Consider the following 17,203-nt stretch of genomic DNA (forward strand, 5'->3'; position numbering starts at 1 on the left):
AGAATATTGTTCCTTGCCAGGTTTACATCAAAGCGTTACCTACTCTGGTTATAGCCCACATTTCTTTACTGATCTTTTTACCATCAGAGAATGTTCTCAAAAGGTTTTATATCGCTTTGCTGCTATCTGGTGCTTCCTTTATTTATATGCAACGTTTCTGCTCAGCAGATCACCTGGTCGCAACATATTGCCCCCATCATTCACCGCAATTGCACTCCCTGTCACCGGCAGGGTGAAGCGGCGCCGTTTTCTCTCCTCACTTACGAGGAGGTTGCCAAAAGAGCGTCCTTTATAAAACGGGTGACAGAAAACCATTATATGCCGCCCTGGAAGCCAGATCCTCATTATGTAGGTTTTGCCAATGAAAGAAAACTGTCAGACGAAGAGATCAGGCTGATCGGAGAATGGGCGGAGCACGGTATGCCCAGGGGAGAAAGCACGGAAAAAGCAGCGCCGGCTTTTGTAAGTGGCACCCTATTCAACCGCGAGCCCGACCTTGTGCTCAGAATGAAATCGTCCTATGTACTGAAAGGAGATAACGTTGAACGTTTCATCGTTTATAAATTACCTTTTGAACTGCCGGATTCCGTTGCTGTAGAAGCCATAGAATTTACTTCGAACAACAAGAAGGTGATCCATCACGCCAACTATGAAATAGATGATGTGCCGGATGCTGACTTGTACAATACGGCAGACTATGTCGATAATACGGAGTCGCATCTTGATTACTACCAGCAATATGTCAGCTACCGAAAAATGATGAAGTATTTCGGTGGATGGATACCTGGCAGCAGCTATGAGTCTTATCCTGAGGATATGGGTTGGGTCATGCCTAAACGGGGCGTGGTGTTGCTGACAGTACACTATGCACCTGTGGGGAAAGATGAAGAGGTGATCAGCGGCGTACAGTTCTTCTTCAAAAAGAAGCCGGTAAAGCGTTTCATAAAAGCGACAACATATGGCTCGGGTGGAGTAGGGGAGAAGGATATCGAGCCTTTCTTTTATATTCCTGCCAATGTGGAGAAGAGCTTTAAACTGAATGTGAAGATCCCCGAAACACAGTCGCTTATGTATGTATGGCCGCATATGCACCTGCTGGGTAAGACATTCAAAGCATATGCCGTAACGCCGGAAAAAGATACGATACGATTAGTCTCTATTCCACAGTGGGATTTCAACTGGCAAGAGGTGTACTGGTTCCCGAAACTGATAAAGATCCCGAAAGGTACTGTGCTTACTATCGAAGGTACATATGATAATACTGTGAATAACGCATCCAATCCGTCTTTCCCGCCTCAGCTGGTATATGGTGCAATGCGAACGAAAGATGAAATGATGACGATGATCATGATGACAATCCCTTATGAGAAAGGGGATGAGGAAACGGAAATAAAACGTAAATAATAAAAGAGGGCTCGTGTTAAACGAGCCCTCTTTTATTATATCAGATTCTTAATCTCATTCAGCTTCAGCAAGGCCTCCACGGGTGTCAGTCTGTTAATATCCACATCTCCCAGCATGTCCCTGATCTGTTTAAAGGTATCGCTATGCGCGTCGAAGATGCTGAGTTGTACCTTGGGCGGTGGTGTGGCAATATCCTTCATATGTTTCTCCAGCGGCGCATCGATGTGCTTCTCTTCCAGGTGCGCCAGCACTTCATTGGCGCGCTGTATCAGTTGTGGCGGCATACCAGCCATACGGGCCACATGAATACCGAAACTATGACGGCTGCCGCCTGGCGCCAGTTTACGGAGGAAGATCACTTTGTTGCCGGATTCCTTATTGGTAATATGGAAGTTCTTGATACGGCTATGCTTGTTCTCCAGCTCATTCAGTTCATGATAGTGCGTGGCGAAAAGCGTTTTAGGCTTGTGCGATGTCATATCATGGAGGTATTCCACAATACTCCAGGCAATAGAGATACCATCATAAGTGCTGGTACCACGGCCTATTTCATCGAGTATCACAAGACTGCGTGATGTGATATTGTTGATAATACTGGCAGTTTCATTCATTTCAACCATGAAGGTGGATTCGCCGCCACTCAGGTTATCAGAAGCACCGACGCGGGTAAATATCTTATCTGTCAATCCTATTTCAGCTGCTGCCGCAGGCACAAAGCTGCCCATGTGGGCCATCAGTGTGATCAGCGCTGTCTGACGCAGGAGGGCTGATTTACCGCTCATGTTAGGACCTGTCAGGATAATGATCTGTTGCTGATCTTTATCCAGCAATATATCGTTCGCCACATAACTTTCACCCGGCGGTAAACCGCGTTCGATAACTGGATGTCTGCCTTCGCGGATGTCGAGGTGATAACCGTCCGTAACATTAGGGCGACGGTATTTATAGTGGATGGCGTTGTGCGCAAAACTCAGCAGGCAGTCTATACGTGCCAGCAGCTGCGCATTCTGCTGGATGGCCTGGATATAAGGTTGCAGGGCCAGCAGCAGATCGTCGAACAGTTGTGCTTCCAGGGCCAGGATCTTTTCTTCAGCACCTACTATCTTTTCTTCATATTCTTTCAGCTCCGGAGTGATATAGCGTTCTGCATTGGCCAGCGTCTGTTTGCGGATCCAGGTGTCCGGCACTTTGTTCTTATGGGCGTTTGTTACTTCCAGGTAGTAACCGAATACGTTATTGAAAGCTACTTTCAGGCTTGGAATGCCGGTAGCGTCAGATTCTGTTTGCTGGATGCGCAGCAGGTATTCCTTTCCGGAATGGGCAATGGTACGGAGGTTATCCAGTTCCGGATGTACGCCGTTCTGTATCACGCTGCCTTTGCTGACAAGTACGGGTGGCGTTTCCATTATCTGTTCCAGTATGCGGCAGAGGATGCCCGGGCAGTGGTCCAGTTTTTCACTGAGCTGTGTTAAGTAAGGATGCCCTGATTGCGCCAATAGCTGCTTAACACCTTCTACTTGTTGCAGTGCTTTGGCCAGGGACATGACCTCCCGTGGGTTGATCTTCCGCAGCGGTATTTTGGATACAAGACGTTCCAGATCGCCGGTCTGCCTGAGATGCGCCAGCAGATCGCGGGAGAGGTCTGCCTGTTTAATAAAGAACTCGGTAACATCGAGTCGCTCGTTGATCTGGTTGATGTCCCGCAGGGGGAGTATCAGCCAGCGTTTCAGCAGCCTGGCGCCCATAGGGGTCACGGTGCTGTCGAGGGTAGCCAGCAGCGTATTCCCGTTTTCAACACTACTGCCTAACAATTCCAGGTTACGGATCGTGAAACGGTCCATCCAGAGGAAGTCGTCCTGTTCTATCCGTTGAATACCGGTGATGTGCTGCAGGTGCGGATGTTCGGTGTCGCGCAGGTAATGCAGGGCGGCGCCGGCCGCAATGATGGCTTCGGAAAGGCTTTCCACACCAAAACCTTTGAGGCTGTGTGTTTCAAACTGTTTAAGCAGGATCTCATGGGCATAGTTAGCCGTGAAGATCCACTCTTCCATTGTATATGTATAGAATTTAGAGCCGAATTGCTCCTTGAAATGTTTCTGCTGCTGACGGGCAAAGATGACTTCTGCGGGTTTGAAGCTCTGGAGGAGTTTATCCACATATTCCAGGCTGCCCTGGGCAACGAAGAACTCTCCGGTGGAAATATCCAGGAAGGATACTCCCGTCTGGTCTTTACCGAAATGCACTGCCGCCAGGAAGTTATTGCTGGCATTTTCGAGGATCTTGTCGTTGACGGCCACACCGGGAGTCACCATTTCGGTCACCCCGCGTTTAACAATACCTTTTGCCGCTTTGGGATCTTCCAGCTGATCGCATACCGCTACACGGTAGCCTGCTTTTACCAGCTTGTGGAGATAGGTATCCAGGGAATGATGTGGAAAACCTGCCAGGTCCTGCTGAGATGCCGAACCATTTGCCCTTTTGGTGAGCACGATACCTAGTACTTTGGACGCAATGATCGCATCCTCATTAAAAGTTTCATAAAAATCTCCCACGCGGAACAACAGCACGGCGTCCGGGTATCGGGCTTTAATAGCCTTATGCTGTTGCATGAGAGGGGTTTCTACTGATTTGCTTTTTGCCATTCGGCAAATATATAATAATGTCGGGACGTGCTGAAGGGCAGATGTGCACATACCGGTACACTACTCATTTTATCGTATTTTTGCAAAATGCGAAAATTAAGCATGGATGAACTTGGCCGCAAAACGGTGGACCAGTTCAAGGCGGCAGATAAAACACCTTTGGTGCTGGTACTGGACAATGTGCGCAGTATGCATAATGTAGGATCGGTATTCCGTACGGCAGATGGATTCCTGTTACAGGGCATCGTTTTATGCGGATATACCCCCGTTCCTCCTCACCGCGATATTCAGAAAACAGCTTTAGGCGCTACCGAAACTGTTGAATGGCAGTACTTTCCCACAACGGTGGAAGCGGTAACGGCACTCCGGGAGGCGGGATATATTATTATGGCGATAGAACAGGCGGAGAACAGCGTTATGCTGGATACCTTTGAGCCGGCAGCCGGTCGGCCGCTGGCGTTGGTGTTCGGCAACGAGGTAACGGGCGTAGATGGAGAAGTCATGAAACTGGTGGATGCTTGCATCGAAATACCGCAGTCCGGCATGAAACATTCCTTAAACATCTCTGTGAGCACTGGTATTGTGGTTTGGGATATATTTGTAAAAATGAAAAAACAGGCACAATGATCGTAACGGTTAATAAATACCTCTCGCTGGTAAAATTCAGTCACACTATATTCGCGATGCCTTTCGCGCTTACAGGCTTTTTTATCGCTACCACCAAAACAGGCAACTCTTTCAGCTGGCAGTCATTTCTGCTGGTAGTATTGTGTATGGTATTTGCCCGCAGTGCAGCGATGGCGTTTAACCGTTACCTGGATGCGGATATTGACCGGAAAAATCCACGTACCGTGAACAGGGAGATTCCCCGGGGAGTGATCACAGAAAAGAATGCGCTGACCTTTGTCATCGTGAACTGCCTGTTGTTCATCGGCTGCACCTGGTTCATCAACTTATTGTGTTTTATCCTGTCGCCGGTAGCTTTGCTGGTAGTGCTGGGATATAGCTATACCAAACGTTTCACAGCCCTGTGTCATATGGTGCTGGGGCTGGGTTTATCCCTGGCGCCGGTGGGCGCTTACCTGGCGGTGACAGGTCATTTTGCGGTATTGCCGGTATTATTGTCCTGTCTTGTACTTTGCTGGGTAGCAGGTTTCGATATTATTTATTCTTTACAGGATGAAGATTTCGACCGTTCCCTCTCCCTCAACTCTATTCCCACCTGGCTGGGAAAAGCAGGGGCACTGCATTTTTCTGAGGCCTTGCACCTGGTAGCAGGTGTACTGGCCATTATTATCGGGCTCTATGGTGGTTTTCACTGGTTATATGCAATCGGCGCACTGGTGTTTGTTGTGATGCTGATCTCCCAGCATCTGCTGGTAAAACCCAATGATCTCAGCCGTGTCAACATCGCTTTTATGACTACAAATGGTATTGCCAGCGTGGTATTTGCCGTATTCGCCATTGCCGACATGTTTATCATCGGTTAACTTATTCTTATGGCGCGCATCCTTGCAATAGATTACGGGAAAAAAAGAACAGGTCTTGCAGTAACAGACCCGCTGCAGATGATTGCCTCCGGCCTTACCACGGTGGCTACGCACGACCTGATCCCTTATCTCAAGAAATACCTGGCCCTGGAGGCAGTAGAACTGATCCTGATAGGGGAACCAAAGAACCTGGACGGCGAGGCTACAGATGCTACTGCCCTTGTAACAGAATGTGTGCGCATCCTCCAGAAGAATTTTTCGCAGATACCGGTAAAGAAAGTGGACGAACGCTTCACTTCTAAACTGGCCTTCCGGTCTATGATAGACAGCGGGCTGAAAAAGAAGGACCGGCAAAACAAGGGTCTCGTCGATGAGATCAGCGCCACGATCATCCTGCAGGAGTATTTGCAGTATAAGTAATTGAAAGTTCGGGGCTTATGTAGTGCAGTGACATTTACTCACTGCATTTCAATTCCTGATCCCTATTTCCCGATTGATACTTACCTTTGCATTTTTGAAAATTTTTTACAATGATTCTACCTATAGTTGCTTACGGTCATCCGGTATTACGGAAAATGTGTGAAGATATAACTCCTGATTACCCTCAGTTAGAGCAACTTATTGCCAATATGTGGGAAACCATGTACGCTTCTAATGGGGTGGGACTGGCAGCGCCGCAGATCAACAGGCCGATCCGTCTTTTTGTAATAGATAGTGAGCAGATCATCAACAATCTGGAAGAGGATGAGAAGAATGAATATCCTGGCGATAATGGCGCGAAAGAGGTATTTATCAATGCGCATATTGTAAGCACCGGCGGTAAAGAATGGCCTTATAATGAAGGATGCCTGAGCATTCCTAAGATCCGTGAAGACGTTTACCGCCCGGAAACCGTAACAATCCGTTATGTAGATGAGAAATTCCAGCCACAGGAAAAGACTTTCACAGGCGTAACTGCCCGTGTTATATTTCATGAATACGACCATATTGATGGTAAACTGTTCATCGATCACCTGAAGCCATTAAAGAGAAGGATGCTGAAAGGCAAACTGGAAGACATCACAAAAGGCAAGATCAGCGTAGATTACAAAATGATATTTCACAAATAAAATAAGTGAAAATTTTGTAATGTTAAAAATCCCTATTACTTTAGTGCCTGCAAACTAATACAATACATTGGGAGCAGCAGTCACATATACAGAATCCGAATTGGTACTTGGCCTGAAGGCGAGGAACGAAAAACATTTCGGGTACTTATATGATCATTATTCCCCGGCTTTATACGGCATAGCCCTTAAAGTGGTTAATGACGAAACTATTGCCGGCGATGTGCTGCAGGAAATCTTTCTCAAGATCTGGCGCGGCATTGAGCGCTATGACTCCGACAAAGGCCGCCTTTTCACCTGGATGGTGAACATTGCGCGGAATACTGCTATTGATACGCTTCGCTCAAAGGCCCATAAAATGGGACAAAAGGCCAGTGAATTAGGGGGCAATGGACTTGCATCAGATCAGCTGGCCATCCACCCTTCGGTGGATCATCTTGGTTTGGTAAAGGTGGTAGAACAGCTGAGCAGGGAACAACGTGTTATTATAGACCTGGCTTATTATAAAGGGTGTACGCAGGAAGAAATTGCGAAGATATTGGATATCCCTTTGGGAACGGTGAAGACCAGGATGCGTAATGCGATCATACAATTGCGGAATATTTTAAAACAGATGTAAGCAAGTGGATGTTCAACGTTACATATCGTCCGGTTTAATTGAGAACCATGTCACGGGGTTACTTTCAGAATCAGAATCGCGTGAGGTGCTCGGCGCCATCCAGCAATATCCTGAAGTTAAAGCGCTTGCAGACGCTGTACAGGTGGATATGGAGCGCTATATACAGCTCTGGGCTGCCAAGCCTCCCGCCGGTATTAAGCGCCAGATAATGGAACGCTTACACAAAAATGAAGCTGAAGATCCTGTTAGCGCCGAACCCGAAACCATCACAGCCGCTTCCGACGAAGATACATTTTCAGAAAATACAGGATCTGGCCTGGGCCTGAACCTGTCTCAGCTCCAGATCTGGCAATACAGTGCTGCCGCGGCCATCGTGCTGCTGCTGGGCAGCGTGGTCATGAATATCGTTTCCTACGGCAATTCCAATAGTTATCAACAGCAGCTTTCTTCACTTCAGGCAGAGCAGGCCTCCCTGCTGGCTGAGAAGGATGCCCTGAAGGAACAGCTGGACTTTACCCAGAAAGAAAATGGTGTCATGAAAGATCCATCCTTCAAATGGATACGCATGCCGGGCGTTGGTAAACATACCGGCATAGTGGCCACCATCTGCTGGAACCCGCAATCCAAAGAAACCTTCATTCTCGCGCAGGCATTACCCGAACCCCCTGCAGATAAACAATACCAGCTTTGGGCCATCGTAAATGGTAAACCTATTGATGCCGGCGTATTTGAGCTGGGCAGTAAAGCCCATACCGTACAGAAAGTAAAGGCGGTAGACAATGCCCAGGTTTTTGCCGTAACCCTTGAGAAAAAGGGTGGGAGCCCCTCACCGACGTTGGAACAGATGTTTGTAGCCGGAAAAGTAGCTGGCTGATATCCCTTTACTTACTCATTCTCACACTAGATCGCTCATTATCAATTATTCCGTAATAATTGCTATCTTTCCTTTAATATTGCATTCCCATTAACCATATATCAGGACTTATTAGGATTGTAACAACAAGTTGTACCGGTAACAGTTCCAATCATACTGTAGCACCTGCAGCTAAATTGTGGAGCACACTGAAAAGTATTTTTAACAAAATTTTTAACTGTTTTGGAATCCGCGTTTACATATACGGAATCTGAGCTGGTGCAGGGCCTCAAAGCCAAAGACCAGAAGGTATTCGGCTACCTTTACGACCGTTATTCCCCCGCTTTGTACGGTGTAGCGCTAAAGGTGCTCAACGACGAAAGTAATGCGAATGATGTGCTGCAGGAAGTGTTCCTAAAAATATGGCGTAACATAGACAGGTATGACGAAAGCAAGGGACGTCTGTTTACCTGGATGCTCAATATTACACGCAATTCCGCAATTGATACACTCCGTTCCAAGGCACATAAAATGGATCAGAAAATCCAAGACATTGGAGATGACGTACATTTATATACAGGTAATTTAACTGTACTCCCATCCGTTGACCATCTTGGACTTTCAAAGGTGCTTGAAAAATTAACCAAGGAACAACGAATCATCATTGACTTAGCGTACTATAAAGGATGTACCCAGGAAGAAATATCCAAGGTGCTGGAAATCCCGTTGGGTACCGTGAAAACAAGGATGAGGAACGCTATCATTCAATTAAGGAACTTGTTAAAATTAGTATAAGAGTGGACGCATCACGTTTCATATCGTCCGGACTGATAGAAGCTTATGTAAGTGGACTAGCTACCTCCAACGAAATACAGGAGCTGGAACGTGGCATGACGCAATATCCGGAAGTAGCAGCTGCAGTGAACGACTGCCAGCTGGATATGGAACAGTATGTTACCCTGCAATCCAAAACACCCCCGGCCGAGCTCAAACAGCGTATTTTCCATATTATCATCAACGAAGAGACTGCGCGTGAAAATGGCGCCTTCGAAGAACCGGTAACTGACGAATTTCCCGAAACAAGAACATATGTAAGCAGCGCCTGGCGTTGGGTAGCAGCTGCCGCTATCGTCCTCCTGCTCGGCAGCCTGTGGTATAACTATGTATTCTACGGACAGGCCAATGATTACAAAGGCCGCTACGAAGCATTACTCTCAACACATAATACACTGGCAACACAGTCTGACGGTTACAGGACCCGCATCGAGCAGATGGAACAATCCATCGACCTCATGAAGAATCCCGCGATGAAGGCGGTAAAGATGCCGGGCACCAAGCCTTTTCCTACTGCATTGGCCACTGTTTACTGGAACCAGCAGTCAAAGGAGGTGTTCATCATGGTGAACAATCTTCCGGAACCCGCTGCCGACAAGCAATATCAGCTCTGGGCCATCGTTGATGGCAAGCCCGTTGATATGGGCGTATTTGAAATGAGCAATCCACATGAGCTTCTGCAAAAAATGAAGTCCATCGATAATGCCGAAATGTTTGCTATCACCCTTGAGAAAAAAGGCGGAAGCCCTGTTCCTACTTTAGACCAGATGTATGTAGCAGGAAAAGCCAGCTGAAATGCGTAAAATATATAATTTCGCAGGATGCGAAAACTCTGGTTCTATACTATCACACTGTTCTTCTTCTTTCAGCAAACCTATGCACAGGATACTGCCAGATACAAGGGAATGACCATTAACCTCGATGAAGTGATCGTTGAAGCTAAACGTATTGGTTTCGATGTCAACAGCTTCATTAAAAGAGTGGAAGATGATACCACCTTTTATCGTGCCTTTAAAAACCTGCGGCTGCTGGGATATACTGCCGACAATGACATCCGTATTTACGACAAGCATAACCAGGTGCAGGCCTCTCTCAAAAGCCAGACACTGCAAACCATGCAGGGCAGATGCCGCAGCATGAAAGTGCTCAGCCAGGATGTCACCGGCGATTTCTTTGACAAGAAAGGGCAATACAACTATTACACAGCCGAATTATATGGTAACCTCTTTTTTACCCAGGGGACGGTATGTGTTGATGCCAGTGGTGAGGAGCCGGAAAGATCCAAAGGTAGTATGGCCAGGCATAAGAACCAGCTGAAGCAACTGATCTTTAATCCGGGCAAGCCTGTAAGAGGAGTTCCTATTGTAGGAGGTAAGGTAGCTATTTTTGACCCGGAGGTAATGAGATTGTACGACTTCTCTATTACCTCAGAAAGTTATGCAAACGTACCTTGCTATGTGTTTACCGCCAAAGCGAAACCTCATCTTAACAGCCTGGACAGGGGAGACGTAGTGATCAATGAGCTGATCACTTATTTTAACAAGGATAACTTTGAGATCGTAGGCCGCATCTATTCTCTCTCTTATAAAACACTGGTCTTCGATTTCAACGTAAAAATGAATGTACAGATGACCAAACAACAGGGACTGCTTATTCCCGCACTGGTCACTTACGATGGTACCTGGGACGTTCCGTTCAAGAAGCGGGAAACAGCGCAATTTATCGCCAGGTTCCACAGCTTCACGGAATAAGCTAAACATAAACGATCAGTAGTAACAATAAAAAAAGAGAGGCTGCATATCGTCAGCCTCTCTTTTTTATGCAAGTTATTTAGTAGATCACCGTTACCGAACCTGTCTTCTTCACTTTCTCTCCCGTTGCCACTATCTTATAGTCCATTACCCACACATATGTTCCAACCGGTACTCTCCCTTTGTCCCAGGTGCCTTTCCATCCAACGCCAGGGTCTGTTGTATAATAGATCCGCTGTCCCCATCGGTTAAAGAGCACCAGCTCAAAGTCGGAAATAGCGCATCGGAATTTCGGTCGGAAGTAGTCGTTCAAACCATCTGCATTGGGCGTAAAGGCCGTTGGCAGGTATACCTGGCAACCACATTCCTGGAAGGTGATGTCTACCTCGTCTATTGATTGTCCGCAACTGTTCGTTGCCACGATGGCATAATGCCCTGCCTGGGTGACCGGAAAGAGCGGTAGCGAAGAGCTGTCCTGCCATTTATATTGCATACCGGCGCCGTCAGGGTGAAGGTTGTATACCTCACCTATACATAACAGGGTATCGGGTCCTAAATTCGTACGTAATGTATCTTCAAACTGTACGTGGATGGTGTCACTGTCTATACAACGTCCTACCTTCGCCTGCACCCAGTAGTACCCCGTTTCCCGCACATAGTAGGTGGCCTGTTTGGAAGTATCCTGCCAGCGGTAGGAGGCAGTTCCAAAGTCGGCCTTCAGCACCAGCGTCTCTCCCTTACACACCACGGTATCATTACCCAGATCCAGGTTCTCGTCCGGTTTATAACGGATCAGGATCGTATCGAGCACTTCGCAGGTATTGTTGATATTCACAAAGACCCAAAGATCCCACCGACTTCGTATGGTCGTTGTGGGTGTAGTGGCCCTGTTGCTCCAGCGGTAGGCAGTAGCTCCCGGCGTGGTTGCATCGAGTGTGATGGATTCCCCGGGACACAAGATCGTATCTCTTCCCAATGAGAACGGATGTTGCTGACCGGCAAATGCGATGTAGATCGTATCGCGGTACAGGCCACAACCTTTTGCATCGGCAGTCACGATGTATTGCGTAGACGGCATTGCCACATCGCTGTGTACAATGATGTTAGGCGTGGTATCGCCTGTGCTCCAGAGATAGGTACAGTTCTGGGCGGTAGCATCCAGTTCCAGCGTTTCGCCAATACAGAGTATCAGGCTGCTGTCGCCCAGATCGAGCTGCGGGACCGGTGTATAGAACACGTTGACGGAATCGGGCACCAGGCAACCATTGATCTTCACCTTATAGGTCCCCATGGTATCTACCAGTATACTTTGATTAGTAGATCCATCCTGCCACTCATAGGCAGCCCCGGCTACGGTAGGCGCCGTAAGGGTGATGGTTGTACTGTCGCAGATAGTCTGGTCCGTAGGGCCAAAGTCGTAAATAACAGGAGCTACGATGCTGATATTTTTAGTGGATATCTCCTGAACGCCGTTTCTGAAGACGATCAGTTGCACAGTATAGGTACTGACAGTATTGTAGAGGTGTGCGCCTTTTATCTTCCGCGAAGTATCCGCAGAGCCCGAGGCCGGATCACCAAAGTACCAATGAACAGAATCAATCCCTGCAAGGTCCGCCGGCGCAATTTCGAATCTAACACTATCATTCTGGCAGGTTGTTGAATACGTAAATTGTGTCTGTGCCTGGGCATTAAATGCACCAAGCATGGTTATTAAAACCGCGATTAATAGATATAGGCTTCTCATGGAGGGACATGGGTAAGTTGCTAAATTAAATGAAAAAGTGATATATTTTTAATTTTTAATGAGATTTAATCTTCAAGTGGTCTGGCACTTACATATCTCCTCCATTTCTCCAGAACGGCTTTAAAATCGTCCGGTAAGGGACTCTCAAAATGCATAGGTTTCCTTGTACGCGGGTGTATGAACCCCAGTGTTTTTGCGTGCAGGGCGTGGCGTGGCATAATTTCGAAGCAGTTTTCCACAAACTGCTTGTATTTGGCAAAGATGGTCCCTTTCAGGATGCGGTTGCCTCCATAGGTATCGTCATTGAACAGGGAATGCCCTATGTGCTGCATATGCACCCTGATCTGGTGGGTACGCCCGGTTTCCAGGCGGCACTCGATGAGGGTCACATAGTTATAACGTTCCAGCACCTTATAATGGGTGATAGCTTCCTTGCCATATTCTCCATCAGGGTAGGCGTCCATGATCTTACGGAAACGTTGATGACGTCCCACATGTGCTTCAATAGTGCCTTCATCTTCCTCAAAATCACCCCATACGAGGGCCATATAACGGCGTTGAACGGTATGGTCGAAGAACTGCTTGGCCAGGTCGTTCATAGCCTTGTCCGACTTTGCAACCACCAATAATCCGCTGGTATTCTTGTCAATACGGTGTACAAGGCCGAAGCGTGGAATCGCCGGTTCGGGTACCGGTGTTGTGGTACGGTCTCCCAGGTACCAGGCCAGGCCATTGACCAGGGTGCCGGTATAATTTCCGCAACCTGGGTGGACTACCATTCCCGGTAACTTATTGATTACCATCAGATCTTCGTCCTCATAAACGATGTCCAGCGGGATCTCTTCGGGAATCACTTCTGTATTTTCCGGGTTCTTATTGGAGAACACCACAATACGGTCGTGTGCCTTCACCTTATAGTTGGATTTCACTGGTTTATCGTTGACGATGACCATGCCATTGTCACAGGCCTGCTGGATTTTATTGCGGGTAGCCCCTTCCACCCGGTTCATAAGGAACTTGTCCACCCGAAGTGGTTCCTGTCCTTTGTCCGCTACAATGTTAACCCGTTCGTACAGCTCCTCGCTGCCTTCGCCGTTCTCCAGTTCATCGTCAAGTTCAATCAGTTCTTCCGCCATGAGGATTCAAAATTTTTGCAAAGGTAAGGATTGCCGGGCGCATGTCCACAGATTGTGGGAAGTGAGAGTGTGCAAACAAAATGCACAATGCACATAATGGCTGAAATTCCTTTACTGACATGGGTTTAAGGCCTGTGCAACTAATATATTAGTTGCAAACAAAACGTACTCCAAAACGGAGCTATATTTCCTTGCGAATACGTTACAGGAGCGGCGTACCGACTTTCCTCCATGACGGTGCATTTCATTTGTTCATTCCCATATGCCCGATGTATATGTTCACGATGCCCGAAGTAATGCAATGGATTTCCTGGCCTCTCAGGCGCCTAGCCCATCATTTGGAGGGAGGAGTAGAGTGATATCAACCTAAGGGACAAGAACTAATTCCGTACTTTTGTGCCTGCAATATGAACAAGAAGATCCACACGAACGACCTGGGAATCATTGATTATCAGAAGGCCTGGGATTACCAGGAGCAGCTTTTACAAGAGAATGTATGTATCAAGCAGGCATTGGCGAAAGGGGAGGTACCGGCCGGTCAGGCGAAGGAAACGACCCATTACCTGTTATTCTGCGCGCATCCGCATATTTACACCCTTGGAAAGAGCGGCCATATGGAGAACCTCCTGCTGGACGACCATCAATTGCAGGATAAGGGTATCAGCTTTGCAAATACCAACCGGGGAGGCGACATTACTTATCATGGTCCCGGGCAGGTGGTAGGATACCCTATCCTTGACCTGGAGCATTTCTTTACAGATATTGGTAAATACCTCCGTTTCCTGGAGGAAGTGATCATCCGTACACTGGCAGACTATGGTATTAAAGGCGACCGCTCTGCGGGTGAGACCGGCGTATGGCTGGACCCGCAAGACCCTGCCCGCGCCCGAAAGATCTGTGCTATGGGAGTACGCTGCAGCCGCTGGGTGACCATGCATGGCTTTGCACTGAATGTAAATACCGATCTGAACTATTTTGGCAATATAGTTCCCTGTGGCATCTCCGACAAGAAGGTTGCTTCTATGCATGAAGAACTGGGGCACGAAGTATCAGAAGCGGAAGTAAAGTCTAAAATAAGTAAGTACTTTGCAGAAGTGTTTGAAGCCGAGATGATTATGGATTAAAGGGTGCCTGGTTTGCCACCTTGACTAAAGGGAGCCTGAATTTCGGTTCATCTTCAGTCGAGATTCGGTCGAGGTAGCCTCATCCTCCCTTAATCTTCCGTTCCGGAACGGAAGATTAAGGGAGGATGAGGCTACCTCGACCGAATCTCGACCGGAACTCTACTATATATCTCAAGTACAATCAAAGCATATTCAGGGAAGAATATACCGGATTCCATATCGTTATGTATTGACAGACAGTGAATATTGCTTGCAGCCCTGCCAGCGGTATAAGCCCTTCTGTCACAGTCAGTAATACAATGGGTTCTTTTGCTTAACTGAGAAGATCAATTCCTGTAGTTCAGCGGAATGAAGAGGTTCCACTTCTCATAAGGTTTACCGTCCTGGTAAATTTCAAAATTGAACCAGCCGGCGTGCATAAAGATGGCTTTTTCAAGTATGAGGAAAGGCTCTTTTACTTCCCCTATCTCAAAGAGGAAGGACCCGTCGGGCTCGAAGAATTTTACACTGTATCTTTTTGCCGGAGCATCCGGCAGTTTGATGTTAACATTTCCATCTGCCGTGGTATAAACATAGTTGGATGGGTGCCATACTATTTTTTCCTCTTTGGGAGGCGCATTTTTCTCTTTTCCCGTTCCGTTGGGTGTCGTACTTACACCAGCCTCTTTAGCGGCTGCAATCGCCTCTTTTACGTCAGCCAGCTGCAGTTTTTTACTACCGTCAATGGTGCTGTCGGGAATGGCCAGTATGATCTTGGAATAAAGGTAGCGTCCGTTATTGAACTGGACGAAGAGGCGGTAATAATTGGACCCCGGGAGCGGTTTAATGTCCTGGTAGCTCAGCCTGAGTTCGTTTGGATCGTTTATAAGACCAATTGTGCTGAAGTTCAGCACACTATCGAGTGAGCGCTGAACCCCTATAAATTTGACATCTCTGAAACCTGACAGGAGATCAAGCTGGATCTTGCCTGTTTTGATCAGTGCAGAGAAGTTTGGAAATACCGGCGGTGTTGTGGTCGTCTGTGCCTTAACTGAAAATCCTGACGTTATAAATACTGCAAAAAATGCTGCGAATAGAATAGTACGCGACAACTGCTTCATAGATGCTAATTCCTGTAACCATACTTCCCAATGCTTTGAGTTCTCACAAAAAAACACTGGTTTTCCTCTTAAGTTGGCAAAAATAATGAATAGACGATTGAAAATAGTGAACGGCGTAAATATAAACAAATCTGCTATATGGAGTTAGTGTAACAAGATGCTATTAACAAAGCTTTTAACATTTGAAGAAGAGCCCGGAAGGCACCATCTGCATTCTCCGGCTGCTGAACGTTTAAGGTATTATGTGCACGACCGCAGTCCGGGTCACAACCCGTATCTTAATGTGTTCTGATCCGGAACACTAAAAAATACGCCATTCAACATTGCCTCAAGTGCAAAAATGGGCAGGTGATTCCCCGATACAAATGATTCCATTGGGAATGGGAATAAGACCATAGCCGATGGCCTGACAACATCAGTGACAATGTATGCAGCATGCCGTGTCAGGTAGCTGCATCTGCCGGGGGATTGCCCTGCAAACCTCCCGTATGAATAAGTAGTATATTACTCCCTTTGGAATACATACCATCCAGCACATCCTGTCTGAAGCCCATCAATAACTTCCCGGTATAAACTATGTCCAGCGGGATCTGTGTTTCCTCATAGAACTGCGTGATAAATGCTGTTAACGCGGGCGACACTTTTGCATATCCTCCGCCATGATGTTGATGCAATAATTGCCAGTGGGGCAGGGTAGCACCAGAGGTGGCAGGATGCAATAGTGATTGTATCTCGTGTTCAAGGTAAGCAGCGCCTTTCAGCACGACATAACCCTGTATCTCCTGTTGAGGGGAAGCGCTGTTGATCAGTCCCGCCAGTGTAGTACCGGTACCTACTGCACATGCAATATGCGTAAAGGATGTATCATGCACCAATGAGCATATTTCCTCGCAGCCCTTTGCTCCCAGGGCATTATTCCCGCCTTCAGGTACTACATAGGCATCGGGATAGAGGGCATTCCAATCGGTCTCGTTCTTAAGGCGGTATGCCTCCCTGCTAATAAAGTGTAAATCCATTCCTTTTGCAGAGGCCTCTTGCAGCGTATGACTTAAAACCGCGGGACGTTCTCCCCTTATAACACCGGTACAGGCAATACCAGCCAAGCGGCAAGCAGCGGCAGTAGCAGCAATATGATTAGAAAAAGCTCCACCGAAAGTGAGTATCCGTGTTTTCCCCTGAGCAATAGCCTCCTCAAGATTATAACGTAGTTTAAACCATTTATTCCCCGATACCTCCGGATGCAAAAGATCGAGACGTAACACAGATGCCCGGATATTATCAGGCAACCATGAAGGGGAGATGGTTTGGAGAATAATATTGTTATAATCCAGTTGTATGTTCATTTTAGAGCAGCATTCAGGAAAAATAAAAGCAAAGGAAACGCCCAACAAAGTAAGGCC

General features: G+C 47.2%; 16 protein-coding genes. 11 read left to right on the plus strand and 5 right to left on the minus strand.

Translation table 11 applies throughout. The features are described 5' to 3' along the window. Positions 1-90 precede the first annotated feature (90 nt). On the plus strand, positions 91-1,404 hold the full coding sequence (locus MYF79_RS09455) for a cytochrome c (protein WP_247813606.1): 1,314 nt from the start codon (positions 91-93) through the stop codon (positions 1,402-1,404). Positions 1,405-1,439: 35 nt separating this feature from the next. Here MYF79_RS09455 and mutS read toward each other — a convergent pair whose 3' ends face one another. Continuing rightward, complete coding sequence (gene mutS, locus MYF79_RS09460) at positions 1,440-4,013, minus strand: DNA mismatch repair protein MutS (protein ID WP_247813607.1); 2,574 nt, start codon at positions 4,011-4,013, stop codon at positions 1,440-1,442. Between the two features lie 120 nt (positions 4,014-4,133). Between mutS and MYF79_RS09465 the strand changes: the two genes are divergently transcribed. The 9 genes from MYF79_RS09465 (at position 4,134) to MYF79_RS09505 (ending at position 10,699) form a co-directional block, all read left to right on the plus strand. Beyond that, the gene (locus MYF79_RS09465; RefSeq protein WP_247813608.1) at positions 4,134-4,673 is read left to right on the plus strand and encodes an RNA methyltransferase; all 540 of its coding nucleotides are present in this window, start codon (positions 4,134-4,136) and stop codon (positions 4,671-4,673) included. Continuing rightward, entirely contained in the window at positions 4,670-5,536 is an 867-nt protein-coding gene (locus MYF79_RS09470) for a UbiA-like polyprenyltransferase (protein WP_247813610.1), read from the plus strand. The genes MYF79_RS09465 and MYF79_RS09470 overlap by 4 nt, the downstream gene beginning before the upstream one ends. A gap of 9 nt (positions 5,537-5,545) precedes the next feature. After that, positions 5,546-5,956, plus strand: a complete 411-nt coding sequence (gene ruvX / locus MYF79_RS09475) for a Holliday junction resolvase RuvX (RefSeq protein ID WP_199657539.1) — start codon at positions 5,546-5,548, stop codon at positions 5,954-5,956. 110 nt (positions 5,957-6,066) lie between these two features. Next, positions 6,067-6,645, plus strand: a complete 579-nt coding sequence (gene def / locus MYF79_RS09480; RefSeq protein WP_199657538.1) for a peptide deformylase — start codon at positions 6,067-6,069, stop codon at positions 6,643-6,645. A 67-nt stretch (positions 6,646-6,712) separates the two neighbouring features. Next, a complete protein-coding gene (locus MYF79_RS09485) occupies positions 6,713-7,261 on the plus strand; it encodes an RNA polymerase sigma factor (RefSeq protein WP_199657537.1) in 549 nt (182 codons plus the stop codon). 4 nt (positions 7,262-7,265) lie between these two features. Then, positions 7,266-8,135 carry an anti-sigma factor domain-containing protein gene (locus MYF79_RS09490; RefSeq protein WP_247813612.1) on the plus strand — a complete coding sequence of 290 codons (870 nt, stop codon included), beginning with the start codon at positions 7,266-7,268 and terminating at the stop codon, positions 8,133-8,135. 222 nt (positions 8,136-8,357) lie between these two features. After that, the gene (locus MYF79_RS09495) at positions 8,358-8,909 is read left to right on the plus strand and encodes an RNA polymerase sigma factor (protein WP_089832245.1); all 552 of its coding nucleotides are present in this window, start codon (positions 8,358-8,360) and stop codon (positions 8,907-8,909) included. 2 nt (positions 8,910-8,911) lie between these two features. Beyond that, positions 8,912-9,742, plus strand: coding sequence for an anti-sigma factor domain-containing protein (locus MYF79_RS09500; protein ID WP_247813613.1), 831 nt, complete (start codon positions 8,912-8,914; stop codon positions 9,740-9,742). 27 nt (positions 9,743-9,769) lie between these two features. Continuing rightward, positions 9,770-10,699, plus strand: a complete 930-nt coding sequence (locus tag MYF79_RS09505; RefSeq protein WP_247813615.1) for a hypothetical protein — start codon at positions 9,770-9,772, stop codon at positions 10,697-10,699. A 79-nt stretch (positions 10,700-10,778) separates the two neighbouring features. Here MYF79_RS09505 and MYF79_RS09510 read toward each other — a convergent pair whose 3' ends face one another. Then, positions 10,779-12,404, minus strand: coding sequence for a gliding motility-associated C-terminal domain-containing protein (locus MYF79_RS09510; protein ID WP_247813617.1), 1,626 nt, complete (start codon positions 12,402-12,404; stop codon positions 10,779-10,781). A 104-nt stretch (positions 12,405-12,508) separates the two neighbouring features. Then, positions 12,509-13,579: an RluA family pseudouridine synthase gene (locus MYF79_RS09515; protein WP_247813618.1), complete on the minus strand. Its 1,071-nt coding sequence runs from the start codon at positions 13,577-13,579 to the stop codon at positions 12,509-12,511. A 407-nt stretch (positions 13,580-13,986) separates the two neighbouring features. Between MYF79_RS09515 and lipB the strand changes: the two genes are divergently transcribed. Continuing rightward, a complete protein-coding gene (gene lipB / locus MYF79_RS09520; protein ID WP_247813620.1) occupies positions 13,987-14,703 on the plus strand; it encodes a lipoyl(octanoyl) transferase LipB in 717 nt (238 codons plus the stop codon). A 326-nt stretch (positions 14,704-15,029) separates the two neighbouring features. Here lipB and MYF79_RS09525 read toward each other — a convergent pair whose 3' ends face one another. Both MYF79_RS09525 and MYF79_RS09530 read right to left on the minus strand, forming a co-directional pair. Then, entirely contained in the window at positions 15,030-15,803 is a 774-nt protein-coding gene (locus MYF79_RS09525; protein ID WP_247813622.1) for a hypothetical protein, read from the minus strand. 443 nt (positions 15,804-16,246) lie between these two features. Then, entirely contained in the window at positions 16,247-17,146 is a 900-nt protein-coding gene (locus MYF79_RS09530; RefSeq protein ID WP_247813624.1) for a 1-aminocyclopropane-1-carboxylate deaminase/D-cysteine desulfhydrase, read from the minus strand. Between the last annotated feature and the right edge of the window lie 57 nt (positions 17,147-17,203).

Source organism: Chitinophaga filiformis (assembly GCF_023100805.1).
Classification (GTDB): domain Bacteria; phylum Bacteroidota; class Bacteroidia; order Chitinophagales; family Chitinophagaceae; genus Chitinophaga; species Chitinophaga filiformis_B.

Excerpts from the sequence above, each read along its gene's own strand:
- MYF79_RS09530 (WP_247813624.1), bottom strand. The coding sequence starts at position 17,146 with ATGAACATACAACTGGATTATAACAATATTATTCTCCAAACCATCTCC.
- MYF79_RS09470 (WP_247813610.1), top strand. The coding sequence starts at position 4,670 with ATGATCGTAACGGTTAATAAATACCTCTCGCTGGTAAAATTCAGTCAC.
- MYF79_RS09465 (WP_247813608.1), top strand. The coding sequence starts at position 4,134 with ATGCGAAAATTAAGCATGGATGAACTTGGCCGCAAAACGGTGGACCAG.
- MYF79_RS09455 (WP_247813606.1), top strand. The coding sequence starts at position 91 with ATGTTCTCAAAAGGTTTTATATCGCTTTGCTGCTATCTGGTGCTTCCT.
- MYF79_RS09515 (WP_247813618.1), bottom strand. The coding sequence starts at position 13,579 with ATGGCGGAAGAACTGATTGAACTTGACGATGAACTGGAGAACGGCGAA.
- MYF79_RS09505 (WP_247813615.1), top strand. The coding sequence starts at position 9,770 with ATGCGAAAACTCTGGTTCTATACTATCACACTGTTCTTCTTCTTTCAG.
- mutS (WP_247813607.1), bottom strand. The coding sequence starts at position 4,013 with ATGCAACAGCATAAGGCTATTAAAGCCCGATACCCGGACGCCGTGCTG.
- ruvX (WP_199657539.1), top strand. The coding sequence starts at position 5,546 with ATGGCGCGCATCCTTGCAATAGATTACGGGAAAAAAAGAACAGGTCTT.
- MYF79_RS09510 (WP_247813617.1), bottom strand. The coding sequence starts at position 12,404 with ATGCTTGGTGCATTTAATGCCCAGGCACAGACACAATTTACGTATTCA.
- lipB (WP_247813620.1), top strand. The coding sequence starts at position 13,987 with ATGAACAAGAAGATCCACACGAACGACCTGGGAATCATTGATTATCAG.
- def (WP_199657538.1), top strand. The coding sequence starts at position 6,067 with ATGATTCTACCTATAGTTGCTTACGGTCATCCGGTATTACGGAAAATG.
- MYF79_RS09525 (WP_247813622.1), bottom strand. The coding sequence starts at position 15,803 with ATGAAGCAGTTGTCGCGTACTATTCTATTCGCAGCATTTTTTGCAGTA.